The 24,430-nt window shown below is 65.6% G+C and carries 25 protein-coding genes; 19 read left to right on the forward strand and 6 right to left on the reverse strand.

Going from position 1 to position 24,430, the window contains the following annotated elements; all coding sequences use genetic code 11:
• Nucleotides 1-232: 232 nt before the first annotated feature.
• On the forward strand, nucleotides 233-895 hold the full coding sequence (gene trhA, locus ACZ7GB_RS01275; RefSeq protein WP_472157363.1) for a PAQR family membrane homeostasis protein TrhA: 663 nt from the start codon (nucleotides 233-235) through the stop codon (nucleotides 893-895).
• 7 nt (nucleotides 896-902) lie between these two features.
• Here trhA and tgt read toward each other — a convergent pair whose 3' ends face one another.
• Nucleotides 903-2,030, reverse strand: coding sequence for a tRNA guanosine(34) transglycosylase Tgt (gene tgt / locus ACZ7GB_RS01280; RefSeq protein ID WP_472157364.1), 1,128 nt, complete (start codon nucleotides 2,028-2,030; stop codon nucleotides 903-905).
• Nucleotides 2,031-2,154: 124 nt separating this feature from the next.
• Here tgt and ACZ7GB_RS01285 point away from each other — a divergent pair, with 124 nt between their 5' ends.
• Nucleotides 2,155-2,970 (forward strand): MBL fold metallo-hydrolase, encoded by an 816-nt coding sequence (locus ACZ7GB_RS01285; RefSeq protein WP_078539444.1) that lies wholly within the window; start codon nucleotides 2,155-2,157, stop codon nucleotides 2,968-2,970.
• Nucleotides 2,971-2,977: 7 nt separating this feature from the next.
• Here ACZ7GB_RS01285 and ACZ7GB_RS01290 read toward each other — a convergent pair whose 3' ends face one another.
• On the reverse strand, nucleotides 2,978-3,436 hold the full coding sequence (locus tag ACZ7GB_RS01290; protein WP_472157365.1) for a DNA polymerase III subunit chi: 459 nt from the start codon (nucleotides 3,434-3,436) through the stop codon (nucleotides 2,978-2,980).
• Between the two features lies 1 nt (nucleotide 3,437).
• On the reverse strand, nucleotides 3,438-4,907 hold the full coding sequence (locus tag ACZ7GB_RS01295; RefSeq protein ID WP_472157367.1) for a leucyl aminopeptidase: 1,470 nt from the start codon (nucleotides 4,905-4,907) through the stop codon (nucleotides 3,438-3,440).
• Between the two features lie 180 nt (nucleotides 4,908-5,087).
• Here ACZ7GB_RS01295 and lptF point away from each other — a divergent pair, with 180 nt between their 5' ends.
• From lptF to ACZ7GB_RS01330, 7 genes are all read left to right on the forward strand, one after another.
• The gene (gene lptF, locus ACZ7GB_RS01300) at nucleotides 5,088-6,233 is read left to right on the forward strand and encodes an LPS export ABC transporter permease LptF (RefSeq protein ID WP_472157369.1); all 1,146 of its coding nucleotides are present in this window, start codon (nucleotides 5,088-5,090) and stop codon (nucleotides 6,231-6,233) included.
• Entirely contained in the window at nucleotides 6,230-7,348 is a 1,119-nt protein-coding gene (lptG, locus tag ACZ7GB_RS01305) for an LPS export ABC transporter permease LptG (protein ID WP_472157370.1), read from the forward strand. Before lptF ends, lptG begins: the two co-directional genes overlap by 4 nt.
• On the forward strand, nucleotides 7,348-9,573 hold the full coding sequence (locus tag ACZ7GB_RS01310; RefSeq protein WP_078519337.1) for an LPS-assembly protein LptD: 2,226 nt from the start codon (nucleotides 7,348-7,350) through the stop codon (nucleotides 9,571-9,573). The genes lptG and ACZ7GB_RS01310 overlap by 1 nt, the downstream gene beginning before the upstream one ends.
• 92 nt (nucleotides 9,574-9,665) lie before the next feature.
• Nucleotides 9,666-10,895 carry a peptidylprolyl isomerase gene (locus ACZ7GB_RS01315; protein ID WP_472157371.1) on the forward strand — a complete coding sequence of 410 codons (1,230 nt, stop codon included), beginning with the start codon at nucleotides 9,666-9,668 and terminating at the stop codon, nucleotides 10,893-10,895.
• Entirely contained in the window at nucleotides 10,892-11,914 is a 1,023-nt protein-coding gene (gene pdxA / locus ACZ7GB_RS01320) for a 4-hydroxythreonine-4-phosphate dehydrogenase PdxA (protein ID WP_078539451.1), read from the forward strand. The genes ACZ7GB_RS01315 and pdxA overlap by 4 nt, the downstream gene beginning before the upstream one ends.
• Before the next feature lie 9 nt (nucleotides 11,915-11,923).
• A complete protein-coding gene (gene rsmA, locus ACZ7GB_RS01325; protein ID WP_472157373.1) occupies nucleotides 11,924-12,769 on the forward strand; it encodes a 16S rRNA (adenine(1518)-N(6)/adenine(1519)-N(6))-dimethyltransferase RsmA in 846 nt (281 codons plus the stop codon).
• Nucleotides 12,766-13,215, forward strand: a complete 450-nt coding sequence (locus ACZ7GB_RS01330; RefSeq protein ID WP_472157374.1) for a GNAT family N-acetyltransferase — start codon at nucleotides 12,766-12,768, stop codon at nucleotides 13,213-13,215. The genes rsmA and ACZ7GB_RS01330 overlap by 4 nt, the downstream gene beginning before the upstream one ends.
• Before the next feature lie 73 nt (nucleotides 13,216-13,288).
• Here the strand turns inward: ACZ7GB_RS01330 and ACZ7GB_RS01335 are convergent, their stop codons facing one another.
• From ACZ7GB_RS01335 to prfA, 3 genes are all read right to left on the reverse strand, one after another.
• Nucleotides 13,289-14,056 carry a DUF4167 domain-containing protein gene (locus ACZ7GB_RS01335; RefSeq protein ID WP_472157375.1) on the reverse strand — a complete coding sequence of 256 codons (768 nt, stop codon included), beginning with the start codon at nucleotides 14,054-14,056 and terminating at the stop codon, nucleotides 13,289-13,291.
• Nucleotides 14,057-14,326: 270 nt separating this feature from the next.
• The gene (gene prmC, locus ACZ7GB_RS01340) at nucleotides 14,327-15,184 is read right to left on the reverse strand and encodes a peptide chain release factor N(5)-glutamine methyltransferase (RefSeq protein ID WP_078599246.1); all 858 of its coding nucleotides are present in this window, start codon (nucleotides 15,182-15,184) and stop codon (nucleotides 14,327-14,329) included.
• Nucleotides 15,181-16,236, reverse strand: a complete 1,056-nt coding sequence (prfA, locus tag ACZ7GB_RS01345; RefSeq protein WP_472157376.1) for a peptide chain release factor 1 — start codon at nucleotides 16,234-16,236, stop codon at nucleotides 15,181-15,183. Before prfA ends, prmC begins: the two co-directional genes overlap by 4 nt.
• Before the next feature lie 393 nt (nucleotides 16,237-16,629).
• Here prfA and ACZ7GB_RS01350 point away from each other — a divergent pair, with 393 nt between their 5' ends.
• From ACZ7GB_RS01350 to ACZ7GB_RS01395, 10 genes are all read left to right on the forward strand, one after another.
• On the forward strand, nucleotides 16,630-16,995 hold the full coding sequence (locus ACZ7GB_RS01350; protein ID WP_472157378.1) for a DUF59 domain-containing protein: 366 nt from the start codon (nucleotides 16,630-16,632) through the stop codon (nucleotides 16,993-16,995).
• Between the two features lie 207 nt (nucleotides 16,996-17,202).
• Entirely contained in the window at nucleotides 17,203-18,276 is a 1,074-nt protein-coding gene (locus ACZ7GB_RS01355) for an alkene reductase (protein WP_472157899.1), read from the forward strand.
• An 81-nt stretch (nucleotides 18,277-18,357) separates the two neighbouring features.
• Nucleotides 18,358-18,963 (forward strand): MarR family transcriptional regulator, encoded by a 606-nt coding sequence (locus ACZ7GB_RS01360; RefSeq protein WP_472157379.1) that lies wholly within the window; start codon nucleotides 18,358-18,360, stop codon nucleotides 18,961-18,963.
• A complete protein-coding gene (locus ACZ7GB_RS01365; RefSeq protein WP_472157381.1) occupies nucleotides 18,960-19,703 on the forward strand; it encodes a DUF3307 domain-containing protein in 744 nt (247 codons plus the stop codon). Before ACZ7GB_RS01360 ends, ACZ7GB_RS01365 begins: the two co-directional genes overlap by 4 nt.
• Nucleotides 19,704-19,727: 24 nt before the next feature.
• Entirely contained in the window at nucleotides 19,728-20,099 is a 372-nt protein-coding gene (locus ACZ7GB_RS01370; protein WP_078519348.1) for a HesB/IscA family protein, read from the forward strand.
• Nucleotides 20,100-20,187: 88 nt separating this feature from the next.
• Nucleotides 20,188-20,931 (forward strand): triose-phosphate isomerase, encoded by a 744-nt coding sequence (gene tpiA, locus ACZ7GB_RS01375; RefSeq protein WP_078603758.1) that lies wholly within the window; start codon nucleotides 20,188-20,190, stop codon nucleotides 20,929-20,931.
• 150 nt (nucleotides 20,932-21,081) lie between these two features.
• A complete protein-coding gene (gene prfB / locus ACZ7GB_RS01380) occupies nucleotides 21,082-22,206 on the forward strand; it encodes a peptide chain release factor 2 (protein ID WP_078539462.1) in 1,125 nt (374 codons plus the stop codon).
• 6 nt (nucleotides 22,207-22,212) lie between these two features.
• Nucleotides 22,213-22,758 (forward strand): AAA family ATPase, encoded by a 546-nt coding sequence (locus tag ACZ7GB_RS01385; RefSeq protein ID WP_472157384.1) that lies wholly within the window; start codon nucleotides 22,213-22,215, stop codon nucleotides 22,756-22,758.
• 36 nt (nucleotides 22,759-22,794) lie between these two features.
• Entirely contained in the window at nucleotides 22,795-23,541 is a 747-nt protein-coding gene (locus ACZ7GB_RS01390; protein WP_472157386.1) for an SDR family NAD(P)-dependent oxidoreductase, read from the forward strand.
• A 106-nt stretch (nucleotides 23,542-23,647) separates the two neighbouring features.
• Entirely contained in the window at nucleotides 23,648-24,421 is a 774-nt protein-coding gene (locus ACZ7GB_RS01395) for a DUF2189 domain-containing protein (protein ID WP_472157387.1), read from the forward strand.
• The last annotated feature ends 9 nt before the right edge of the window (nucleotides 24,422-24,430 follow it).

Consider the following 24,430-nt stretch of genomic DNA (forward strand, 5'->3'; position numbering starts at 1 on the left):
ATGCTTTCCAGGAAAATTACAAATAACGGCAAAGCAAGGGGCTCTGCCCCCTCGGGCTTCGCCCTCACCCCCGGGATATTTCTCAAGAGCGAAGATGGGCGTCTGTCCTGTCTTCGCTCTTTTCAAATATCCCGGGGGCGCGCGGCAGCGCCCGGGGGCAGAGCCCCCTTGTGACCCAGCGTTTTTTCCGCCGCGACTTGGGAGATCGCCTCATCGTTGCTATCTTAAAGGCATGACTGAGGGGATCACCACGATGACGCGCCACCAATTGAGCCATAGCTTTCGCGAACATGTCGCCGATGGCGTCGTCCATGTGCTGGGCGTCGTTTTCGCCGTGGCAGGCGTCAGCGCGCTGATCGTCTGGGCATCGTTGGCGGCTCCGGAAGGCCGGGTCTGGCCCCTTGCGGTCTATTCGGTGGGGCTGATCGCCTCTTTCTCGCTCTCGGCCGCCTATAACCTCACCCTGCATGCGCCGACGCGCGCGGTGCTGCGGCGTTTTGATCACGCGGCGATTTATCTTCTGATTGCGGGCACTTACACGCCGATGGCGCTGATCGGCCTTGGTGGCGTCGCTGGCTGGGCGCTGACCGCGACGGTCTGGGCGCTCGCGACCTTCGGCATCGTGATGAAGCTCGGCTTCTTCCACCGCTCGGAGCGCACGGGGTTCTGGCTCTATCTGGCGATGGGCTGGCTCGGGATGATCGCGATGTGGCCGCTGATCGCGGCCCTGCCCCTGCCCGCGCTGATCCTGCTGGTCGTGGGCGGGCTGACCTATACGGTCGGCGTGATCTTCTACCAGACCGAGCGCATCCCGTTCTCGCGCGCGATCTGGCACGGTCATGTGCTGGCAGCGGCCGCGACGCATTACGCGGCCGTCATCGTGATCTCGCACTGAGCGGGGTTCAGAGAGGCTCGATATCGCCCATTGCGCGGGTCTCGTGGAATTCCGAGACGAAGCGCGCCAGCGCCCCCTCGTCGATCGCCGCGCGCAGGCCTGCCATCAGTTCCTGATAGTAATGCAGGTTGTGCCAGGTCAGCAGCATCCCCGAGATCATCTCGCCGGAGCGGAAGACGTGGTGCAGATAGGCGCGCGAATAATTTTGGCAGGCCGGGCAGGTGCAGGCCTCGTCCAGCGGGCGCGGGTCGTCGGCATGGCGGGCGTTCTTGATGTTCACCTGACCGCGGCGGGTCCAGGCTTGACCGGTGCGCCCCGAGCGCGATGGCAGCACGCAGTCCATCATGTCGATGCCGCGCTCGACCGCGCCCACGATATCGTCGGGCTTGCCGACGCCCATCAGGTAGCGGGGTTTGTCCTGCGGCAGCATGCCCGGCGCATAGTCGAGCACGCCGAACATCGCCTCTTGCCCCTCGCCCACGGCGAGTCCGCCGACCGCATAGCCCTCGAAGCCGATTTCCTTGAGTTTCTCGGCACTTTCCTCGCGAAGCTCACGCGTCACGCCGCCCTGCTGGATGCCGAACAGCGCATGGCCCGGACGGTCGCCGAAGGCGTCGCGCGAGCGCTGCGCCCACCGCATCGAGAGGCGCATGGACTTCGCCACTTCTTCCTCGGTCGCGGGCAGCGCGGGGCACTCGTCGAAACACATCACGATATCCGAACCGAGCAGCTTCTGGATCTGCATCGAGCGTTCGGGCGAGAGCATATGTTTCGAGCCGTCGACATGGGAGGCAAAGGTCACGCCGTCCTCGGTCAGCTTGCGCAGAGACGCGAGGCTCATCACCTGAAACCCGCCCGAGTCGGTCAGGATCGGCTTGTCCCAGTTCATGAATTTGTGGAGCCCGCCCAGACGCGCGACCCGCTCCGCACCGGGGCGCAGCATCAGGTGGTAAGTATTGCCCAGCAGAATATCCGCGCCGGTCGCGGCGACGCTTTCGGGCATCATCGCCTTCACGGTCGCGGCGGTGCCCACGGGCATGAAGGCCGGCGTGCGGATTTCGCCGCGGGGCGTCGAGATCGTCCCGGTGCGCGCGGCGCCATCGGTGGCCTTGAGGGTGAAGCTGAACTTGGTCATCTGGGGCTCTCCTTCGGCCCCGGCTGATAGACCCAAAGCGGCGCGAAGGGAAGGCCGCGTGGGGCGCAAGGGCATGGACCGGAATCGCATTTTGGCCTTACGCTAGGGCAAAAGGAGGCTCGCCATGTTTCGTTCCATCCTTCTAACCCTCTGCGCCACGCTCGCGCCGTTCGCCGCGGCTGCGCAAAACCAGCGCATCAGCCATTGCATCGCGATCGCCGATGCCGCGCCGGGGATCGAGTATCTGCACAAGGCCAGCTGGTCCGATCCGGTGCCGGAGCAATCGGTGCGGTTGCATTACATCGACCATTCGATGGTTCTGTTGCAGACTGAGGGCGGACTGTCGGTCGTCACCGATTTCAACGGCTGGACCGGCGGGGCGCGCTTTGCCCCTGACTACGTCACGATGAACCATGCCCATTCTAGCCACATGACCGATATGATCCCCGAAGGCACGGTGGCCCTGAAAGGCTGGTCAGATCAGTTCGGCATCGCGGCAGAGCACCACCTAGACCTCGGCGAGATGCTGATCCGCAATGTGCCCACCGCGATCCGCAGCTTTGGCGGGGTCGAGGAGAACGGCAACTCGATCTTCGTCTTCGAAGTGGCGGGGTTGTGCATCGGCCATCTGGGCCATCTGCATCACGAGCCCGATCCCGCGCAATATGCGGCGCTGGGGCGGCTTGATGTGGTGATGGCGGCGGTGGATGGCTCTATGACGGTCGACCAGCCCACGATGATCCGCATCCTGAACCGGCTGCGCTCGCGCATCGTGATCCCGGTCCATTGGTTCGGCGAACCGACGCTGCAGAGCTTTCTCGACGGGATGGAAGGCGTCTTCGCGGTCGAGCGACCCGGCGTGAGCGAAGTGATCGTCTCGCTCAGGACCCTGCCGCGCGAGCCGACCGTGATGGTGCTGGAGCCGGAGCGACTGCAATAAGCTCCTCTCAACTCTCCGCCTTCTTCTCCCAGCGGCCGCCCTCTTCCGACCAGTAGATCGCCTTCGCCCCCGCGCCGGTCAGGGTCTTCCATTGCCCGCGCGCATGTTGCACCGCCTGCGGGTCGTTGCCGTCGAACAGGATCCAGACGCGTTTATGGGCGTCGGTTTCCTCCGCCGCGACCTCGGCGCCGTCGACGGCCATCATCGCCTCGCGCCCATCGCCTGCGGGCGCGGTGCCCAGCAGGATCGGCTGCAGCGCGTCATGCGGCCCGCCTGCGAGCCCGTGCGGCAGGAAGCTCGCCTCGGTTCCCATCAGCCAGAGCCTCTGGTCGAGCCAGTCGAGCCGCGCAGAATCGGTCCCGCGCAATTCCACCTTCCAACCCTGCTCCATCGCCCGGGAGGCGAGGTTCAGCACCACCTCCTCGAGGCTGGAGCGGGTCAGATGGTAGAAATTGACCTGCCCCATCTCAGGCTTCGAACTTGTCGCGGATCAGACGGTCGAGCATACGAACGCCCCAGCCGGTCGGCCCTTTCGGGGCCAACGTGGTCTCGTTCGGCGGCAGAGCCACGCCCGCGATGTCGATATGGCACCACGGCACCTCGTCCTTCACGAAGCGCTTGAGGAAAGCGGCCGCGGTGATCGCGCCGCCCCAGCGGTTGCCGACATTGCGCATATCGGCCAGCCGCGATTTCAGCGCCTTGTCATAGGCGGGCTGCAGCGGCATGTGCCACGCGCCCTCCCCCTCGGTCTTCGCCGCTTTAAGAATGTCGGCTACGAACTTGTCATCATTGGCGAAAAGTCCCGCGTTATCGTGGCCGAGGGCGACGATCACGGCCCCGGTCAGCGTGGCGAGATTGACCATCGCCTTGGGCTGGAACCGATCCTGCGCATACCAGAGCACATCGGCCAGAACGAGGCGGCCTTCGGCATCGGTATTGATCACTTCGATCGTGTCGCCCTTCATCGAGGTCACGATATCGCCGGGACGTTGCGCGCGCCCGTCGGGCATGTTCTCGACCAGCCCCACGAGGCCCACGACATTCGCCTTGGCCTTTCGCAGCGCCAGCGTGCGCATCACGCCCGAGACGACGCCTGCGCCGCCCATATCCATCGTCATCTCTTCCATGCCCGCGCCGGGCTTGAGCGAGATGCCGCCCGCATCGAAGACGACACCCTTGCCGACGAGCGCGAAGGGCGCCTCGCCCTCCTCGCCACCCTTCCATTGCATAACGACCAGCTTGGAGGGCATTTCCGAGCCCATGCCGACGCCCAGAAGCGCGCCCATGCCGAGCTTCTTCATGTCTTCTTCTTCGAGGATTTCGACATCGAGGCCCAGCTCCTGCATAGCGGCGAGGCGGGCTGCAAAATCGTCGGTGGTGAGGATATTGGCGGGCTCGTTGACCAGATCGCGGGTGAAGAACACACCCTCGGCCAGTGCTGCATGCGGGGCAGCGGCGGCGGCGACCTCTTCGGGCTTGTCGACCATGATCGTCACCGGCCCGTAGGCCTTCTTGTCCTCGCCGGTGTGATAGTCGAAGCGATAGGCGCGCAGCGCGAGGCCCAGCGACAGATCGGCCGCGCGCGGATGGTTCTGCGCCACCACGAGCGCGCCCGCCTCACCCAGTTTGGCGCCGATCGCAGCCCCCGCCTTGCGGGCCTCGTCGGCGCTGGCCTTGCGGTCGAGCCGCACCAGCTGCACCGCTTCGGCGGCGATCGCGGCGGGCCAGCTCAGCTCCATCGCCTCGCCCGCACCGAGCCCCGCGAAGGCCTCCGAGTCCACCGCGCGCTTGATCGCACCCTTCATCGCCCGATCCAGCTTGCGCCCGGCCTGACCCAGCTTGCCGTCACCGCCCACGACCAGCGCGATCCGCCCGCTTTGGGTGGCGAAGACCTCCGGATCGGTTTCCTTGAAGGCGATAGCAACAGGTTGGGTCATGTGGGGTTCTCCGAAGATGAGACCGGCGCGCGCGTCGGCGGCGCTCGGTCGCGATTGGCATCAAATTGCGCGCGAGCCTAGCCCTGCCTCCGGAAAATGAAAAGCACCCCCGCTGCGCCCTTCCCTCACTTCGCCCGACAGGCTAGAGAAAGGGAAATATTCGGGGGTATTGAGAGGGTCGTGACGCAACTGGACAGATATGTTTTGTCCAAATTGATGGCGCTGTTCGGGTTTTTCGCGCTCGTGCTGGTCTCCGTCTATTGGGTCAACCGGGCTGTGATCATGTTCGACAGCCTGATTTCGGATGGCCAGACCGCAACGGTGGTGCTGGAATTCACCGCGCTGACCTTGCCTTACGTCATCCGCATCGTGCTGCCGGTCGCCGCCTTCGCCGCCACGATCTACGCGTTCAACCGGCTCGATCAGGACAGCGAATTGGTGGTGATGCGCGCCACCGGCACCTCGAACTGGCGGCTCGCGCGTCCGGTGCTGGTCTTCGGGCTGATCGCTTCGGTGATGATGGCTTTGCTGGTGAATTTCCTCGTCCCCGCCGCGAAAGCCCGGCTGGCCGAGCGCCAGCAGGAGGTCGCGCAGAACCTGACCGCGAAATTCCTGACCGAAGGCACGTTCCAGCATCCCGCGCCGGGCATCTCGATCTATATCCGGCGCATTTCCGATCTGGGGGAGTTGCAGGATATCTTCGTTTCCGACAGCCGCTCGGCGCAGACGAGCACGATCTATACCGCCGACAAGGGTGTGATTGTGAAGACCGAGACGGGGCCGAAACTGATCATGTTCTCGGGCATGGCCCAGACCCTGCGCAAAACCTCGGATCGCCTGTCGGTCACGCGGTTCAGCAATTTCACCTATGATATCGGCTCTTTCCTGAAGGCCGGTAAGGCGCGGGCGCCGAAGATCGACGAGATGACGACGCCGCGCCTCGCTGCGATGATGGCCGGGGCCGGTCTGGACGCGACACCGGGCGCAGAGAACGCCAAGGCCGCCCGCGACGCGCTGCGGCTGGAGCTTGCCCGGCGGATCACCCAGCCCCTGCTGGCGCCGATCGCGGCGCTGATCGGCTTCTCGGCGCTGATGATGGGCACGTTTTCACGCTTTGGCATGTGGCGGCAGATGTCGCTCGCCATCGGCGGGCTGATCGTGGTGCAGGTGCTACAAAACGCCGCCGAGACCAGTTCCGGGCGCGATCCCTCGCTTTGGCCGAGCCTGATTGCGCCGACGCTGGGCGGGATCGTGATGGTGCTGTTCATGCTGTGGTGGTCGGGGCGTCCGCGCCGTATCCGGCCCAAACGGGAGGCTGCCGCGTGACGCTTGCCCTCTATCTTGCGAAACGGTTTCTCCGCAGCTTCCTGATCGTCGCGGCGAGCTTCTGGGGCATCCTGTTCCTGATCGACGTGGTCGAGGAAATCCGCCGCTTCTCCGATCAGGGGCTGAGCCTGCTGCAGCTCTCGGTGCTCTCTGCGCTCAACATCCCCGAGACGATTTACACCATCCTGCCGTTGATCGTGATGCTGTCGGCGGTCGCGCTGTTCGTCGCGCTGGCGCGCAGCTCGGAACTGGTGGTGATCCGGGCGGCGGGCCGGTCCGCGCTGCGGATGCTGGCAGCCCCGATCGCGGCGGCGCTGGTGCTGGGCCTGCTGGCGCTTTTGGTGGGCAACCCGCTCGTTTCCGCCACCTCGAAGCGTTACGAGACACTCGTCGATCACTACACCTCCGATGGCGGCTCGACCGTCTCGATCGGGCGCGAGGGCGTGTGGATGCGGCAAAGCGCGGGCCTTGCCTCGGACGGCAAGTCGCTGGCGCAGGCGGTGATCCATTCCGAGCGCGCCAATGGCGATGCCACGACCCTGCACGGCGTGACCTTCCTGATCTTCGACCCTAATCGCGGCCCGGTGCGCCGGATCGACGCGAAGACCGCGACGCTGGTGCCGGGCGCATGGCAGTTGCAGGACGTGAAGGACTGGCCGCTGGGCGAATCCACCAACCCCGAGCGCGACGCCACCACTCAGGACAGCCTCTCGCTGCCCTCGGACCTGACGGTCGCCAGCATCCGCGACAGTTTCGGCAAGCCCTCCGCCGTGCCGATCTGGCAATTGCCGAGCTTCATCGCGTCGCTCGAGGATGCGGGCTTCTCGGCGCGGCGCCATATCGTGTGGTTCCAGATGGAGCTCGCGCTGCCGGTGCTGCTGGCGGCGATGGTGCTGATCGCGGCGAGCTTCACGATGGACCATGTGCGCTTCGGCGGCATCGGCGCGAAGGTTCTTTTGGCCTTGGCGGCGGGTCTGGGCTTGTTCTTCCTGCGCAATATCGCGCAAGTTCTGGGCGATAACGGACAGATTCCCGTTCTGCTCGCGGCCTGGGCGCCGCCGGTGATCGGGTTAATGCTGCCGCTGGCGCGGCTACTGCACCGGGAGGATGGGTGATGCGGCGGCAATTCGGCGCCTTGGCAGGACGGGCGAGCGCCTTGGCGCTGATCGTCGCGCTTGGCGTGGCGGGACCGCAGACGGTGCGCGCACAAGACGCCACCGCGACAGCCTCCACCACGACACAGGACGCGGCGATCCCCTCTTCGGACGAACTGGCGACGCTGCTGGCCGACCGGGTCTCGATCCGCAATCAGAACGAGCTGGTCGCCGAGGGCAATGTCGAGGTCTTCTACAAGTCGAACCGGCTTTCCGCCAAGCGCGTGATCTATGACCAAAAGGCGGACAAGCTCTACCTTGAAGGTCCGATCCGGCTGGTGCAGCCCGGTCAGTCGCAGGCGGTGATCCTCGCCTCGCAGGCGGAGCTGTCCTCTGATTTGCAGAACGGCATCCTGCTCAGCGCCCGCATGGTGATGGCGCGCGAATTGCAGCTCGCCGCCGCCCGGATCGAGCGGCGCGACGGCGCGATCACGATCATGAACAAGGTCGTGGCCTCGTCCTGCGAGGTCTGCCGGACCAATCCGACGCCGCTTTGGGAAATCCGCGCGAGCCGCGTCGTGCATAACGCGACCACGCGGCAGATCGTCTTCGAGGATGCGCAGTTCCGCGCGGCGGGCGTGCCGATCGCCTATCTGCCGCGGCTGCGCCTGCCTGCGCCGGGCGTGCGACGGATGACGGGCTTCCTCGCCCCGCAATTCCGCACCACGAGCGGTCTCGGGCCGGGGCTTCTGGTGCCTTATTTCATCGCGCTCGGGCCCAGCCGCGACCTGACGGTGACGCCCTATTTCGCGACCTCGCGCACCGAGACGCTGAACCTGCGCTACCGGCAGGCCTTCAACTGGGGCAAGATGGAATGGTCGGGCGCGCTGAGCAATGACGACATTCGCAGCGGCACGCGCGGCTATCTCTTCGGCGATCTCGAGGCGCAGCTGCCCCGCGAATTCCGCCTGACCGCACAGCTTCGGCTGGTCAGCGACGACAGCTACCTGCTCAATTACGGGCTCGGCGACGACGACCGGCTGTGGTCGGGTGTCGAGCTCGAACGGGTGCGCCGCGACGAGATGATCTGGACCCGCGTCGGCAATATTCACTCGCTGCGCGCGGATGAGAACAACTCCACCGAACCGATGCTGAGCGGCACCGGCGAATGGATCCGCACCTTCCGCCCCGCTGGGATCGGCGGACAGGGCAGCCTGCGGTTTTCTACCTTGGCGACGCGGCGCGCTTCGAGTTCGACGCTCGATCTCAACGGCGACGGCCGCCCCGACGGGCGCGACATGGTGCGTGGCTCGCTCACCGCCGACTGGCGCCGCAACTGGCTGTTCGGGCCGGGTATGCTGGGCTCGCTCGAGGCGCAATTCGCGGGCGACATCATCGAGACCAACCAGGATCCCGCCTTCAGCGACACGATCCTGCGCGGCCAACCCACCGTCGCCGCGGAAATCCGCTGGCCCTGGGTGAAGACGAGCGGCCGCGCCGCCTATGTGATCGAGCCGGTGGCGCAGATCGTCTGGGCGCCCGATCATCTGGCCGACGCCCCGAACGAGGACAGCCAGCTGCCCGAATTCGACGGCGGCAACCTGTTCTCGCTGACCCGCTATCCGGGCGAGGATGCGCGCGAGACCGGCCTGCGCGCCAATGTCGGGCTCGGCTGGACGCGCTATGACAGCTCCGGCTGGTCGCTGGGCGTCGCGGCGGGCCGCGTCTTCCGCCAGCGCGATCTGAGCCAGTTCTCGCAGGGCACGGGGCTATCGGGGACGAAATCCGACTGGCTCCTCGCAACCCATCTGGCCACCGCGAACGGGCTGACGCTGTCGAACCGCGCGCTGTTTGACGATAACTTCTCCGTGTCGCGCGACGAGTTGCGGCTGTCGCGGGCCGGCGACGACTTCAACGTCTCGGCAGGCTATCTCTGGCTCGAGAAGAACCCCGCCGAAGGGCGCGACGACAACATGTCGGAACTTATGCTCGACACGGGATGGCGTTGGGGCAACGGCTGGTCGGGCACGCTCAGCACACGTTACGATTTCACCGCCGAGCGTGCCGCACGCGCCAAGCTCGGCCTGCGCTACCAGACCGAATGCATCGCGGTTGATCTTTCCCTCTCGCGCCGCTTCACGTCATCCACTAGTGTAGCCCCGGAGACCGATTTCGGCCTTTCCGTCCAACTCGTCGGCTTCGGCGCGAGTGGCGGTGCGCCCGCGCGGCGAACCTGCGGAGGGTGAGGCTGAGGATCGCAAAGCGGCCCAGCGGGCCCAGAGGATCAACGAGGCCCAAAGGGCCAAGACTGAACGAGACGAAACGGACAGGCACGCTCATGACGATGATGACCCGACTGCTCACCCTTCTGGCGCTGATGCTCGCCCTGCCTTTCGCCGCAGGGACGGCGCAGGCGCAATCGGGCGGCAGCTTCGCGCCCGTCGTTACCGTCAACGGGATGGGCGTGACCGATTACGAGATCAGCCAGCGCCAGCGCTTCATGCAGCTGCTCAATGCCGGCTCGAACTCCCGTGAGGATGCCGAGAAGGCGCTGATCGAAGATCGCCTGCGCGTCTGGGCCGGCAATCGCATCGGCATCAAGCTCGACGAAGCCGCGATCCAGCAGGGCATGGACGAATTCGCGGGCCGCGCGAACATGACCGGCGAGCAATTCGTGCAGGCGCTTCAGAAGGAAGGCGTCGATCCGAACACCTTCCGCAACTTCACCGAGGCCGGTCTCGTCTGGCGTCAGGTGGTCCGGGCGCGCTTCGGGCCGCAGGTGAACATCACGAAAGCGGACATCGACCGCGCGATGAAGCCCGAAAGCCAGACCGGCAAGGGCGTGAAAGTGCTGATCTCCGAGGCGATCGTGCCCGCCCCGCCGGGCCGCGAGCGCGCGGCGATGGGTCAGGCGCGGCAACTGTCGGCCGCGCAGGGCGAAGGCGCATTCGCAGCACTCGCACGTCAATATTCGGCCGCTCCCTCGCGGGATCGCGGCGGGCGTCTGGACTGGATGCCGATCGACAAGCTGCCGCCGCAACTGCGCGGCGTGGTGCTCAAGCTCAAGCCCGGCACGGCGACCCAGCCGATCGAACTCAAGGGCGCGGTCGCGGTTTTCATGCTGCGCGCGATCGGTGACGGCGACGCGCCGTCGGGCCCGCAGTCGCTGAGCTACATGACCTTCGCGATCGGCCAGACCGGCTCGCAGCAATCGGCCAAGATCCAGAGCCAGGTGGCCGCGGCGCGCCAATGCAACCAGCTCTACACCATCGGCAAGGGCTTCCCGGCGAGCGCGCTCACCATGCATGAGGACGTGGCGCAGGCGCAGGTGCCGACCAATGTCGGTCTCGCGCTGTCGCATCTCGACGTGGGCGAAAGCGAAGTGATCCCGCAGGGCGCGAACGATCTTCTGGTGATGCTCTGCGATCGCAAGGTAGCCCCCGAGGGCGACCAGTCGGCCCCCGACCGCGATCAGGTCCGCGCGGCGCTGGAGAGCAAGGCGCTCGAAGCCTTTGCCAACGGCTACATGGCCGATCTGGAAGCCGACGCGGTGATCGTGCGCAAATGAGCGCCCAGCCGACCGATCGCACCGCGGCCCGTGCGCCCGACCGCCCCGTGATCCTCAGCTGCGGCGATCCCTCGGGGGTTGGCCCCGAGATTGCCGCCCGCGCCTGGGAACATTGCGGCGCGAAGCTGCCCTTCGTCTGGATCGGCGATCCTGCGCATCTGCCGCGCGGCACAAAGATCCGCGAGATCGACCGGCCCTCCGATGCGCTGCGCCATGCCAGCGCCGGGCTGCCGGTGCTGCCCCATCAATTCCCCGCCGCTGCCCTGCCGGGCGAGCCCGACCCGGCCAATGCGAAAGCCGTGATCGACGTGATCGCGCGCGGCGTCGATCTGGTGATGCGCGGCGAAGGCACCGGGCTGACCACCGCGCCGATCAACAAGAAGGCGCTGAAGGACGGGGCAAAGTTCACCTTCCCCGGCCATACAGAATATCTGGCCCATCTCGCGGGCGTCGAGCGGGTGGTGATGATGCTCGCCTCGTCGCGTGTCGACCCGCCGCTGCGCGTGGTGCCCGCCACGATCCATGTCGCGCTGTCAGAGGTGCCGAAACTCCTGACCCCGCAGCTTCTGCGCGAGACGGTGCGGATCACCTATGAAGGGCTGCGGCGCGATTTCGGCTTCTCTGCCCCGCGGATCGCCGTGGCGGGGCTGAACCCCCATGCGGGCGAAGGCGGCGCGATGGGCTCCGAGGAAGGCGACTGGATCGCCGACACGCTCGACGGTCTGCGCGAAGAGGGCTACGCGGTAGCGGGCCCGATGCCAGCCGATACGATGTTCCACGCCCGCGCCCGTCAGACTTACGACGCAGCGATCTGCGCCTATCACGATCAGGCGCTTATCCCGATCAAGACGCTCGATTTCGACGGCGGGGTGAACATCACGCTCGGCCTGCCCTTCGTGCGGACCTCGCCCGATCACGGCACCGCCTATGACATCGCGGGCCAGGGCCGCGCCAACCCCGCCTCGCTGATCGCGGCGCTGGAGATGGCGGCCCGGATGGGAGCCGCGCGTCATGACTGAGGCTGCGTGATGGCGACGATCGATGGGCTGCCGCCGCTGCGCGAGGTTCTGCAGACGCATGACCTCGTCGCAAAGAAGAGTCTTGGGCAGAACTTCCTGCTGGACCTGAACCTGACCGCGAAGATCGCGCGCTCTGCGGGCGATCTGACGGGCGCGGATGTGCTGGAGGTCGGCCCCGGCCCCGGCGGTCTGACCCGCGGGCTTCTGGCCGAAGGGGCGCGCAAGGTGCTCGCGATCGAGAAGGACACGCGCTGTCTGCCTGCCTTGGCCGAGATTGCCGAGGCCTATCCGGGACGGCTCGAAGTCATCAATGGCGATGCGCTGCAGATCGACCCGCTCGCGCATCTGACGCCGCCGATCAAGATCGCCGCGAACCTGCCTTACAACGTGGGCACCGAATTGCTGGTGCGCTGGCTGACGCCGAAAGAGTGGCCGCCCTTCTGGGAAAGCCTGACGCTGATGTTCCAGCGCGAGGTGGCCGAGCGAATCGTGGCGAAGCCTGGGAGCAAGCGCTACGGGCGGCTCGCGATCCTCGCGCAATGGCGTGCCGAGGCGAAAATCGTGATGAGCCTGCCGCCCGAGGCCTTCACCCCCGCGCCGAAGGTGCATTCCGCGGTGGTGCATCTGCGCGCCCTGCCTGAGCCGCGCTATCCGGCCGACGCGGCGACGCTCAGCCGGGTCGTCGCTGCGGGTTTCAACCAGCGCCGCAAGATGCTGCGCGCCTCGCTGAAGGGCGTGGCCCCCGATATAGAGGCGAAGCTGGAGCAGGCCGGGATCGCGCCCACCGAACGCGCCGAACGCGTGACGCTGGAGCAATTCTGTCGGCTTGCGCGCATCGTCGCGGGTCAGGAATGATCCGCCCGGCTCGCGAGGACGACCTGCCGCGCATCGCCGAGATCGCCGAGGCGGCCTTCTCCCCCTACATTCCCCGGATCGGTCGCCCACCCGCGCCGATGCTCGCCGATCATGCCGCCGAGCTGCCGCATCTCTGGGTCTGCGAGGGGAGAAACGGGGTCGCGGGCTATATCGGGCTCTTTGCGGATGACGGCCCGCCGCCCCGGTTGCAGATCGAGCCCGTCGCCGTCGAACCGGCCGCGCAGGGCCAGGGGATCGGGCGGCAGTTGATGGCGTTCGCCGAGGCGCGCGCCCGCGAGATCGGCGCGGAAAAGCTGTGGCTTTACGCCAATGCCGCGATGGAGGAGAGCCGCGCGGTCTATGCGCGGCTCGGTTTTGTCGAGCGCGACCGCCGGATGGATGGCGGCTATGACCGGGTGTTTCTGGACAAAGACCTGACCGCCTGAGCGCCGCCCCTGCCCCATCATGCAAAAAGGCCCGCCGATCTGGCGGGCCTTTTGCTAACTCTTGTCCGAGGCGTTACTCGCCCGAGGCTTTGGGCAGCTCGGCGCTCGCCTCTGCCTTTTCAGCCTTGTCGGCTTTCGGGGCGCGCGGCTTGCGCGGGGCGCGCGGACGCTTGGGCTTTTCGGCCTTTTCCGCTCTCTCCGCCTTCTCAGGCTGTTCCGCGGCTTTCGGCGCCTCTTCACTGCTGCGGCTTTCCGGCGTCTCGACGAGGGTGGAATCCTCTTCGAGCTCCAGCTGCGGCATCGGCGGCATCATCTCGGGGCTTTCGGCGCGCTTGTTGCGACCGGAGGATTTCGCCTCGCTGCGCTCTTCGCGACGCTCGGACGTATTGTTGTCCTGAGCTTCACCCTTCGACTGGGCCTCGTTCTGGCCCTCGTCCTGCTGAGCGTGGTTCTGGCCGTTATTCTGACCGTTGCCACCGTTGTTCTGGCCGCCGCTGTTGTGACCACCGTTATTCTGGCCACCATTGTTCTGGTTGCCATTGTTCTGGTTGTTTTGCTGGCGCTGCTGGTTGCGGGCCTCTTGCTCGCGGGCCTGTTCTTTCTGCGCCTCGCCCAGCATTCGCGTGTAATGCTCTGCGTGCTGCAGGAAGTTCTGTTCGGCCACGCGATCGTTGCCGAGCTGCGCATCGCGCGCAAGCTGAAGATATTTGTCGATGATCTGCTGCGGCGTACCGCGCACCTTGCCTTCGGGGCCGGAGCTGTCGAAGACGCGGTTAACGATATTGCCCATCGACCGTTGACGGTTCGACTTATTGCGCGAACGGGATTTCGAAGATCTCATGGCTTTCGTTTTCTTGGCCCGTTGTCACGGGCTTTTCGGAAATGGCCGCTAATGCGTGGCCTGCGGGCTGAACTGTCACGCTGGGCATACTTGCCCGGTTTCGTTCCTAACACCCGCGCTGTGAAGCTGAGCCGTGCGGTGGATCAATATCCGCCCTGCACAGGCTTGACTAAACATGCGGGGGGCCACCTTTCAAGTCAGAAAATCGGTCAAATCCGCGATTTCCGCCGATTCGCGGGGTTTTCCCCAAGTTTTTGCGCGATTTCGCGCTCAGGAAGCGCCGCAATCCGCCGTATCCCCGGATTTATGCGCCAAAACGACGCGGTCGCGCCCATCGAGATCCTGGCGCGTCTCGATCCGCTCGAAACCTTGGGCCGCGAAGAGGTCACTGACCGCCTGCGCCTGCGTCGGGCCGATCTCCACCGCAAGACGCCCACCTGCCAGCAACCGCGCCCCTGCCCCGCGTGCAATCGCACGATAGGCGTCGAGCCCATCGCCGCCGGGGGTCAGCGCCGAGAGCGGCTCCCAGTCGCGCACATCCTGCGAGAGCCCCGCCATTTCGTCTTGGGCGATATAGGGCGGGTTCGAGACGATGAGGTCGTAGCGCCCCGGCACATTGGCAAACCAGTCTGAAATCAGGAACTTGGCGCGTTTGGCCACACCGAGCGCCTCGGCATTGGATTTCGCGACCTCCAGCGCGGCGTCCGACAGATCGGTCCCCGTTCCCGCCGCGAAGGGCATGGATTTCAGCAGCGAGATCAGGATGCAGCCGGTGCCGGTGCCAAGGTCGAGCGCGTGGACGAAGGGGCGTTCCAGCGCCACCTCGACCAGCAGTTCCGTCTCCGGGCGCGGGTCGAGCGTGTCGCGGGTGACGCGGAATTCGTGCCCCCAGAACAGGCGTTTGCCGGTGATCTGAGCGACGGGCTGACGGGCTTCGCGGGCAGTCAGCGCCACCTCGAACCGGGCGGCTGCGTCCTCTGGCAGCGGGTCTTGCAGCGCGAGCGTCAGCCGGTCGGGCGCCACCTGCAACGCATGGGCCAAAAGCCTGCGCGCATCGGTCTGCGCGCCCTCGATCCCGGCCTCGCGTAATCTCCGGGTGGCTGCGACCAGCGCGTCCTGCGCCCTCACGCCTCCATCTCCGCGAGCTTGGCCGCCTGATCGTCGGCGATCAGCGCGTCGACCACCTGGTCGATCTCGCCTTCCATAACCTTATCAAGGGAATAGAGCGTAAGATTGATGCGGTGATCGGTCAGCCGCCCTTGCGGGAAATTATAGGTTCGGATGCGCTCCGAACGGTCGCCGGAGCCCACCTGCGACTTCCGCGTCTCGGCACGCTCGGAGGCTGCGCGGTCGCGTTCGGCCTCGAACAGCCGCGCCCGCAGAACGGCCATCGCATTGGCGCGGTTCTGGTGCTGGGATTTCTCCGACGATGTGACGACGATCCCGGTCGGGATATGGGTGATGCGCACCGCCGAGTCCGTCGTGTTGACGTGCTGGCCGCCCGCCCCGGAGGCCCGCATCGTGTCGATCCGGATGTCATTGGCGGGAATGTCGATATCGACCGCCTCGACCTCGGGCAGAACGGCCACGGTAGCGGCAGAGGTGTGGATGCGCCCGCCGGCCTCAGTTTCCGGCACGCGCTGCACGCGGTGAACGCCGGATTCGTATTTCAGGCGTGCAAAGACGCCCTCGCCCTCGATCCGGGCTACGGCTTCCTTGACGCCGCCCAGCTCGGTCTCGGTCAGCTCCATCATCTCGAACCGCCAGCCATGTTTCTCGGCGTATTTCTGATACATCCGCAGCAGGTTGCCCGCGAAAAGCGCCGCTTCCTCGCCCCCCGTACCGGGGCGGATCTCCAAGATCGCAGGCCGCGCGTCAGCGGCGTCCTTGGGCAGAAGCGCCACGCGCAAAGCCTGCTCCATCTCGGGAATGCGGGATTTGAGGCGCGGCAATTCCTCCTCGGCCAGATCGCGCATTTCCGGGTCGGTGAGCCAGCCTTCTGCCTCGTCCAGATCGGCGCGCGCCTGACGCCAGGCTTCGATCTGGGTCACGACCGGCTTCAATTCGGAATATTCGCGGCTGATTTCGGCGATCTTGGCGGGCTCCGCACCAGCATTGAGCAGCGCCTCGAGGTACTCGAAGCGCGCGAGGATCTGGTCGAGTTTCTCTTCGGGCAACATGGGATCGGTTTGGCGCGAAGCGCGAGGGGCGTCAAGGCAGGAGCGTTGGGAGGGGAGTGTGTTCATGAGGCGGAGGGCCGCGCCCGACCCTTGGGTGGGCGCTTTGCATCCTCGATGGCTGGGCCCTTTATCGCGAAAGCCCGCAAGGCAGTCGTACCCGCGATGACGTCGCCAATGCGCCCTCCCGGGGGGAGGGTCGGGCGCGGCCCCGGGGCTGGTCGCCCCGCGCGGCATCTTACATCTCGGCGCACCGCATCGAAGGGCCGCCCGTCGCCATCACATATCAGCAGACAGCCCACGCCTCCCTTTACGGCTCGGGTCCTATCACCTAGATAAACAGTCGAGTAATTCGATAGGCGCCCGCGCGCGCCCCCGCCGATGAAAGAGGCTTCCATGACCGCCACGCCCGAAGAGCCGCTTGAAGGCACGCCGCTGATCAAGCCCTCGACGACCGATCACCCGCTCTACGAAAATATCGTGGAAGCGTGCCGCACCGTCTATGACCCGGAAATTCCGGTGAACATCTACGATCTCGGCCTCGTCTACACGATCGAGATCAGCCCCGAGAATGACGCGAAGGTGATCATGACGCTCACCGCGCCGGGCTGCCCCGTGGCGGGCGAGATGCCGGGCTGGGTTCACGATGCCGTGGCCTGCGTGGGTGGTCTGCGCGATGTCGATGTCGAGATGACCTTCGATCCGCAATGGGGCATGGACATGATGTCGGACGAGGCACGGCTGGAACTGGGCTTCATGTGAGGTCCGGAGGGGGCTCTGCCCCCGCACCCTGCGGGTGCTCCCCGGGATATTTCGACCAAGAGGAAGGGAGCCACGCGGCTCCCTTTTTGCTTCCTCGCATTTGCGCACAGGGGCGTTGCGCGTAGCTCACCTTGCCCATCGCGCTGCAAGACCCATCTCATGGCGCCGAATGTCAAACCCGATGAGAGGCCCGACTAGATGACCGACATGGCTGATACGCTATTCTCCCCCACGAAGCTCGGCGCGATCGAGATCGCCAACCGTTTCGTGATGGCACCGCTGACCCGCAACCGCGCGCCCGACCTGCATCCGACCGACATGACGGTGGAATATTACCGCCAGCGCGCGGGCGCAGGCCTGATTATCACCGAAGGCACGCAGATCTCGCCGATGGGTCAGGGTTATGCCTGGACGCCCGGTATCTATAACGACGCGCAGGTCGCGGGCTGGAAGAAGGTCACCGAGGCCGTTCATGGCGCGGGCGGCAAGATCGTCGCGCAGATCTGGCATGTCGGCCGGATTTCGGTGCCGCAGCTTCTGGATGGGCGCGACCCGGTCGGCCCCTCGGCGATTTCGGCGGAAGCGAAAACCTTCGACGGTGAAGGCTTCGTCGCGACCACCACGCCCCATGCGCTGACGGTCGAAGAGATCGCCGCCACGGTCGAGGATTACCGCAACGCGGCGCGCAACGCGAAAGCTGCGGGCTTCGATGGCGTCGAGATCCATGCCGCGAATGGCTACCTGATCGACCAGTTCCTGCGCGACACTTCGAACAAGCGCGAGGACGCCTATGGCGGCTCGATTGAGAACCGCACCCGCTTCCTGCGCGAAGTCGTGGACGCGGTGACCGAAATCCTCGGCGCCGAGCGCGTGGGGATCCGCCTCTCGCCCTGGTCGAACGCGAATAACGTGGGCATCGACAGCAACACGACGGAGCTGTTCGGCGCGGTGGTCGAGTTCCTCAACACCAAGCCGATGGCCTATGTCCACTTCGTGGAAGGTCAGACCGGCGGTCCGCGCGAATGGCCCGAGGACGGGATCGAGACGCTGCGCGCGAAGTCGAAAGCGCCCTACATCGCGAATAACGGTTACGACAAGGCGATGGCCGAAGCAGCGCTGAAAGAGGGCGCGGCGGCGGTGGCCTTCGGCAAGCTGTTCATCGCGAACCCGGACCTTCCGACCCGCTTCGAGAAGGACGCGCCGCTCAATGAGCCGAACCCGGACACGTTCTACGGCGGCGGTGCTGAGGGCTATACGGATTATCCGTTCCTCGATGGGTAACGCAGGCCAATTTGCCTGCTAAATATAAATTGCAGGCATTTTTACTTGCATATGGCCATGCGCAAGCCTTATAACCTGCGCATGGCTTATTTTTGTGTCCTCACTGGCGATATCGTCGCCTCGACCCGGCTCTCGGCGTCGGAGCTGAGCGCGGCGCTCGATGCGATCGAGGGGGCGGCGGCAGTACTCCAGCCCGCACTGGGCGACACTGCTTTCGCCCGAAATCGCGGGGATGGCTGGCAATTCGCAATCCCCAGCTCCCGCCTCCATTCTAGGCTCGCGCTGCAGATCCGGGCCGAGTTGCGCGCTCTGGGCGAGGCATTCGCGACCCGGATCGCGATTGCCGAGGGCGACGGCACACTGCCGCCCGATGGCGACCTGAACGGGGCGTCGGGGCCGGTCTTCACTGCCTCGGGGCAGCTGCTCGATAGCCTCGAAGGTCCGCGCATCGCCCATGCGGCGGGGGGGGCGCTTGGCGCGGCACTGCGGCTGTTCGATCACATCTCGGAGGAATGGACGCCGGCGCAGGCGCGCGCGATTGCGCCGATGCTGCGCATCAAACCTCCGACCCAGACCGCCGCCGCCTCCGAGATCGGCATCACCCGGCAATCGCTGGCACAGGCCTTGGCAAGCGCGGCTTACCCGGCCATCGTGGAGGCTCTAGCGATGATCGAGGAGACCCCATGATCGAGACTTTCGCGGCGCTTCTCTTCGCCCATGCCTTCACCGATTTCGTGTTTCAAAGCAGTGACATGGCGGCAAAAAAGGCCGGACGGAACTGGGCTGCGCTGGCCAAGCACATCGCGATCCTCGCGGGGCTGACGCTGCTGGTCGGGCTGCAGCTCTCCTGGGCGCTGATCGGGATGCTGGCGCTAGTCGCGCTCAGCCATCTTGTGATCGACATCGTTAAAAGCTTCGCCCCGCGCGAGCAGGCCCTCGCCGCCTTCCTCGGCGATCAAGCCGCTCATCTGGCTGCGACCGCGCTGATCGCCGCCGCCTTCCCGACGTTCTGGGCCAACTCGCTCTGGGGGAACCTCACTTGGCTCCCCGGTGCCCTGACGCTCGCCACCGGGCTACTGATCACCACCCGCGCGGGCGGTTTCGCGGTGGGGATGCTGATGGCGCAATATGAAAACGACGCCCCGCCCGAAGGCCTGCCCCAAGGCGGGCGGATGATCGGGCTGCTCGAACGCGGGCTGATTTTTCTGCTGGTACTCGCCGGTCAACCCTCCGGCATCGGCTTCCTGATCGCGGCGAAGTCGATCCTGCGCTTCGAGGCGGTGTCCAAGGACGGGGCGAATCCGAAATCCGAATATGTGATCATCGGTACGCTGGCCTCTTTCGGCTGGGCGCTCGCCGCCTCTTACGCCACGCTCGCGCTTTTGGGACAGCTTCCGCCCCTTGGAATCCTGCCCGTCCCCGACTAAATTACTCGGTGAAGGAGAGCCCCCATGTTCAACGTCCCCGGACAAGATCCCGTCACCCTGACCGACGCCGCCGTCGCGCAGATTGCCAAGCTGATGTCGCGCGAGGATGCGGCCGGCTTCCGCATCGGCGTGAAGAAAGGGGGCTGCGCGGGCATGGAATACACGATGGAGGTCGCGGCCGAGGCCGGGCCGATGGATATCGTCGTCGAGAAGGGCCCCGCCCGTGTGCTGATCGCGCCGATGGCGCAGATGTTCATGCTGGGCACCGAGATCGACTACGAGACCGGCCTTCTGGAATCGGGCTTCAAGTTCCGCAATCCGAACGTGGTCGACGAATGCGGCTGCGGCGAGTCGATCAAGTTCGCCGATATGGAAGCCCCCCAAAGCAACGGCTAAGTCGCCTCCCCGCGCCAATTTGCCCTTTGCGAGCCTGCGCCCCCTGCCCTAATGTCAGGCCCAACGACATCAGGGAGAATAATCGCACATGCGCAAGAAACTGGCCGCCGGCAATTGGAAGATGAACGGGCTCAAGAGCAATCTGGGCGAGGTCTCGGCGCTGACCCAAGCGCACCCGTCGCCCGCCTGTGACGTGCTCCTGTGCCCGCCCGCGACGCTGATCGGCGCGATGGCCGAGGCGGCAGGCGGCAAGCTCGCGGTCGGCGGGCAGGATTGCCACATGAACGAGAGCGGCGCGCATACGGGCGACATCTCGGCGCAGATGATTGCAGATGCGGGCGGCTCTTACGTCATCGTCGGCCATTCGGAGCGTCGTGCGGACCACCATGAAAGCGATCTGATCGTGCGCGCCAAGGCCGAGGCGGCGATTGGCGCAGGTCTGATCGCGGTGATCTGCGTGGGCGAGACAGAGGCGCAGCGCGACGGCGAACAGACGCTCGACGTGATCGGCGAGCAGCTTGCGGGCTCGGTGCCCGACGGTGCGACCGCCGCCAATTGCGTGATCGCCTATGAACCCGTCTGGGCGATCGGCACGGGCCGCACGCCGACGCTGGAGCAGATCGCCGAGGTGCATGACTTCATGCGCAACACGCTGGTCGCGCGCTTCGCCGATGAGGGCAACGGGATGCGCCTGCTCTATGGCGGCTCGGTCAAACCCTCCAACGCGGAAGAGATTTTCGCGACCTCCAACGTCGATGGCGCGCTGGTGGGCGGGGCCTCGCTCAAGGCCAGCGATTTCGGCGCGATCATCGCCGCGCTGGACGCCAGCTGAGCCACATCCCGCTCCGGCCCACGGAGGCCACAGACACAAGGACCGCGCCGCTTTTCAACGCCGCGCGGCCCACGCAATTTGCCCCGCGCCGCCTTGCGGGCGCCGCCCCGATCTCGTATCACGCGGGCCAAGCTTTCAAGAGGATGACAGATGCGCGCCGAGACGCAGAACACCGTCGAACAGATCCGCAAGTCCCTGACCTTGCTGGGCCAGCGGATGGACCTCGAGACCGCGCCGCACCGGATCGAGGAATTCAACGCGATGATCGAAGACCCCACCCTGTGGGACGATCAGGCGCGCGCGCAGAAACTGATGCGCGACCGGCAGCAACTGATGGACAAGTTCGAGACCTATAACCGGATCAAGCAGGATCTGGAGGACAATGTCGAACTGATCGAGATGGGCGAGATGGAAGACGACGAGGAAGTCGTCTCCGAGGCCGAGGCCTCGCTGGCCGCGCTAAAAGAAACCGCCGCATCGAAAGAGCTCGAAGCGCTGCTCGATGGTGAGGCGGATGCGAATGACACCTTCCTCGAGATCAATGCGGGCGCAGGTGGCACGGAGGCCTGCGACTGGGCTTCGATGCTGCAGCGGATGTATGTCCGCTGGGCCGAGAAACGCGGCTACGAGGTCGAGTTGCAATCCGAAGAACCGGGTGCAGAGGCCGGGATCAAATCCTGCGCCTACAAGATTTCCGGCCCCAATGCCTATGGCTGGCTGAAATCGGAATCGGGCGTGCACCGCCTCGTGCGAATTTCGCCCTTCGGCAAGGGCACGCGCGAGACCTCGTTTGCGTCGGTCTGGGTCTATCCGGTGGTCGACGACAATATCGAGATCGAGGTGAACCCCGCCGATATCCGCATCGACACGTTCCGCTCCTCGGGCGCGGGCGGTCAGCACGTCAACACGACCGACTCGGCGGTGCGGATCACCCACCATCCGACCGGCATCGTGGTCACCTCGTCGGAGAAGTCGCAGCACCAGAACCGCGATATCGCGATGAAGGCGCTGAAATCGCGCCTCTATCAGATGGAGCTGGAAAAGCGCACCGCGGCGATCAACGAGGCCCACGAGAACAAAGGCTCGGCCGGCTGGGGCAACCAGATCCGGTCTTACGTGCTTCAGCCTTACCAGATGGTGAAGGACCTGCGCACGCAACACGAGACCTCGGATACGCAGGGCGTGCTCGACGGCGATCTCGACGGGTTCATGGCGGCGACGCTGGCGCTTGGCCTCGAAGGCAAGTCCCGCGCTGACGCGCAAGCGGAGAGCTGATCGCGAATGGCGGCGCGGGTTCATATTACCGGCGCCGCGGGTTCGGGCACATCTTCGCTGGGGGAACGCCTGGCCGACCGGCTGGGCGTCACCCATCTCGACACCGATCAGTTCTATTGGGCCGAGAGCGACCCGCCCTACACCGTCAAACGCCGCCCCGCTGAACGACTGGCGATGATGGAGGCGGCAAAGGAGCCGGACGGCTGGGTGATCTCCGGCTCGCTCGACGGCTGGGGGGAGCCCGCAATCGCAGGCGCCGACCTGATCGTCTTTCTCACCGCCCCCACACCGATCCGCCTTGCGCGCCTGCGCAAGCGCGAGGCGGCGCGCTTCGGCACGCGCATCCGCAAGGGCGGCGATATGGAGGCCAATCACGGCTCCTTCCTGACCTGGGCTGCGGGCTATGACGATCCCTATTTCTCTGGGCGCTCGCTCAGCCGACATCACGAATGGCTGGCGGGCCGGTCCGAGCCGGTGCTGGAGCTGTCGGGCACGCGACCGCTCGACGAGCTGCTGGCCGAGTGCGTTTCCGCGCTCGGAATGAAACCCTGAACGGTTTTGGCGCGTATCCTCTCCAGTAGCGAGAGGATGAGCACCGTGGACTTCAAGGACAAACGCATCTGGATCATGGGCGCGAGCTCGGGCATCGGGCAGGCGCTGGCGCGCGAACTGGCCGCGCGCGGGGCGCGGCTGGTGCTGTCGGCCCGCTCGGTCGAACCGCTGGATGCGTTGAAGGCGGAACTGGGTCAGGGCGAGGTCGTCCCCTGCGACGTCTCCGACCCCGAAAGCCTTGACGATGCGCGCGGCGAGATCCTCACCCACGGGCCGCTGGACGCGATGATCATCACCGCAGCGCTTTACGATCCCGGCCGCGTCGATGAAATCGAACGCGATGCGGCGCGCAAGCTCGTGGAGGTGAACCTACTCGGCACGCTGTGGTTCGCGCAGGCCGCGCCGGGGCTGCTGCGCGAGGGCGGGCAACTAGTGATTTTCGGCTCGGTCGCGGGCATCTTCGGGCTGCCGAAGGGGCAGCTCTATTCCGCCTCGAAAGCCGCCGTGATCAACCTCGTCGAGAGCCTGCGCGTGGAATATGCGCCCGCGATCGACGTGCGCCTGATTTCTCCCGGTTTCGTGAAGACTCGTCTGACCGAGAAGAACGATTTCGCCATGCCCTTCGTGATCGAAGCCGATGAGGCCGCCCGCCGCATTGCCGACGGGCTGGCCAAGGACCGCTTCGAGACCCACTTCCCCCGTCGCCTCACATGGCAGCTCAAGCTATTGAAACGACTGCCTTATGCGCTTTCGCTGCGACTGACGAAACGGATGGGCGGCTGAGCCTCGCGGCGACGCAGCGCGCAATTCTCTGGACAGATCACGCCCGCGTGACGCAACGTGAAGTTGCGGGCCTTGGGGAGAGGGCCCTCAGTCAGGGAGAATACACATGCAAACGATCGCGTCGCCGCCCTCCGAGGTGCCGCATATCCGCGACCTTCAGGTCTCGGAAATACCCGAAATCCTGAAAGCAGGATGGAACGATTTCAAACGCGCCCCGGCCTTCGGACTGATGTTTTCAGGCTTCTATGTGCTCGGCGGCATCGTACTCTGGACCGTGTTCGCAGCCCAGGGCGAGGAATGGTGGCTGATCCCCTTCGCGCTCGGCTTTCCGCTGCTCGCGCCCTTTGCCGCGATGGGGCTTTATACCGTCAGTCGCAGGCTGGAAGCTCAAGAGCCGCTGGTCTGGCGTGAGGTGATCGCCTGCTGCGTTTCCGAGAAGGACCGCCAGACGCCTTCGATGGCGATGCTGATCCTGATGATGTTCATGTTCTGGGTCTTCGTCGCCCACACGACCTTCGCGCTGTTCATGGGGCTGTCGGCCTTCACCAATGTCTCCAGCTCGCCCGAGATCCTGTTCACCGGCAACGGGCTGACGATGCTGGCGATCGGCTCCGCGATCGGGGCGGCCTTCGCGGCGATCCTGTTTTCCTTCACCGTGGTCGGCCTGCCGCTGATCATGGACCGTGAGATCGACATCATCACCGCCATCCTCACCTCGATGCGGGCGGTCGCGGCCAACCCGGTCTCGATGGCGATCTGGGGCATGGTGATCGCGGCGAGCCTGTTCATCGGGATGCTGCCGGTCTTCCTTGGCCTGTTCATTGTGTTGCCGGTTCTGGGCCATGCCAGCTGGCACATGTATCGCCGCCTGACGGCCTGAAACCGAAGC

The organism is Thioclava sp. PTB-PU3-1, assembly GCF_055666785.1.

Bases quoted from the DNA above. Each gene is read 5' to 3' on its own strand.
- trhA (WP_472157363.1), top strand. From the start codon at position 233: ATGACTGAGGGGATCACCACGATGACGCGCCACCAATTGAGCCATAGC.
- tgt (WP_472157364.1), bottom strand. From the start codon at position 2,030: ATGACCAAGTTCAGCTTCACCCTCAAGGCCACCGATGGCGCCGCGCGC.
- ACZ7GB_RS01285 (WP_078539444.1), top strand. From the start codon at position 2,155: ATGTTTCGTTCCATCCTTCTAACCCTCTGCGCCACGCTCGCGCCGTTC.
- ACZ7GB_RS01290 (WP_472157365.1), bottom strand. From the start codon at position 3,436: ATGGGGCAGGTCAATTTCTACCATCTGACCCGCTCCAGCCTCGAGGAG.
- ACZ7GB_RS01295 (WP_472157367.1), bottom strand. From the start codon at position 4,907: ATGACCCAACCTGTTGCTATCGCCTTCAAGGAAACCGATCCGGAGGTC.
- ACZ7GB_RS01310 (WP_078519337.1), top strand. From the start codon at position 7,348: ATGCGGCGGCAATTCGGCGCCTTGGCAGGACGGGCGAGCGCCTTGGCG.
- ACZ7GB_RS01315 (WP_472157371.1), top strand. From the start codon at position 9,666: ATGACGATGATGACCCGACTGCTCACCCTTCTGGCGCTGATGCTCGCC.
- pdxA (WP_078539451.1), top strand. From the start codon at position 10,892: ATGAGCGCCCAGCCGACCGATCGCACCGCGGCCCGTGCGCCCGACCGC.
- rsmA (WP_472157373.1), top strand. From the start codon at position 11,924: ATGGCGACGATCGATGGGCTGCCGCCGCTGCGCGAGGTTCTGCAGACG.
- ACZ7GB_RS01330 (WP_472157374.1), top strand. From the start codon at position 12,766: ATGATCCGCCCGGCTCGCGAGGACGACCTGCCGCGCATCGCCGAGATC.
- ACZ7GB_RS01335 (WP_472157375.1), bottom strand. From the start codon at position 14,056: ATGAGATCTTCGAAATCCCGTTCGCGCAATAAGTCGAACCGTCAACGG.
- prfA (WP_472157376.1), bottom strand. From the start codon at position 16,236: ATGTTGCCCGAAGAGAAACTCGACCAGATCCTCGCGCGCTTCGAGTAC.
- ACZ7GB_RS01350 (WP_472157378.1), top strand. From the start codon at position 16,630: ATGACCGCCACGCCCGAAGAGCCGCTTGAAGGCACGCCGCTGATCAAG.
- ACZ7GB_RS01355 (WP_472157899.1), top strand. From the start codon at position 17,203: ATGGCTGATACGCTATTCTCCCCCACGAAGCTCGGCGCGATCGAGATC.
- ACZ7GB_RS01360 (WP_472157379.1), top strand. From the start codon at position 18,358: ATGGCTTATTTTTGTGTCCTCACTGGCGATATCGTCGCCTCGACCCGG.
- ACZ7GB_RS01365 (WP_472157381.1), top strand. From the start codon at position 18,960: ATGATCGAGACTTTCGCGGCGCTTCTCTTCGCCCATGCCTTCACCGAT.
- ACZ7GB_RS01370 (WP_078519348.1), top strand. From the start codon at position 19,728: ATGTTCAACGTCCCCGGACAAGATCCCGTCACCCTGACCGACGCCGCC.
- tpiA (WP_078603758.1), top strand. From the start codon at position 20,188: ATGCGCAAGAAACTGGCCGCCGGCAATTGGAAGATGAACGGGCTCAAG.
- prfB (WP_078539462.1), top strand. From the start codon at position 21,082: ATGCGCGCCGAGACGCAGAACACCGTCGAACAGATCCGCAAGTCCCTG.
- ACZ7GB_RS01385 (WP_472157384.1), top strand. From the start codon at position 22,213: ATGGCGGCGCGGGTTCATATTACCGGCGCCGCGGGTTCGGGCACATCT.
- ACZ7GB_RS01390 (WP_472157386.1), top strand. From the start codon at position 22,795: ATGAGCACCGTGGACTTCAAGGACAAACGCATCTGGATCATGGGCGCG.
- ACZ7GB_RS01395 (WP_472157387.1), top strand. From the start codon at position 23,648: ATGCAAACGATCGCGTCGCCGCCCTCCGAGGTGCCGCATATCCGCGAC.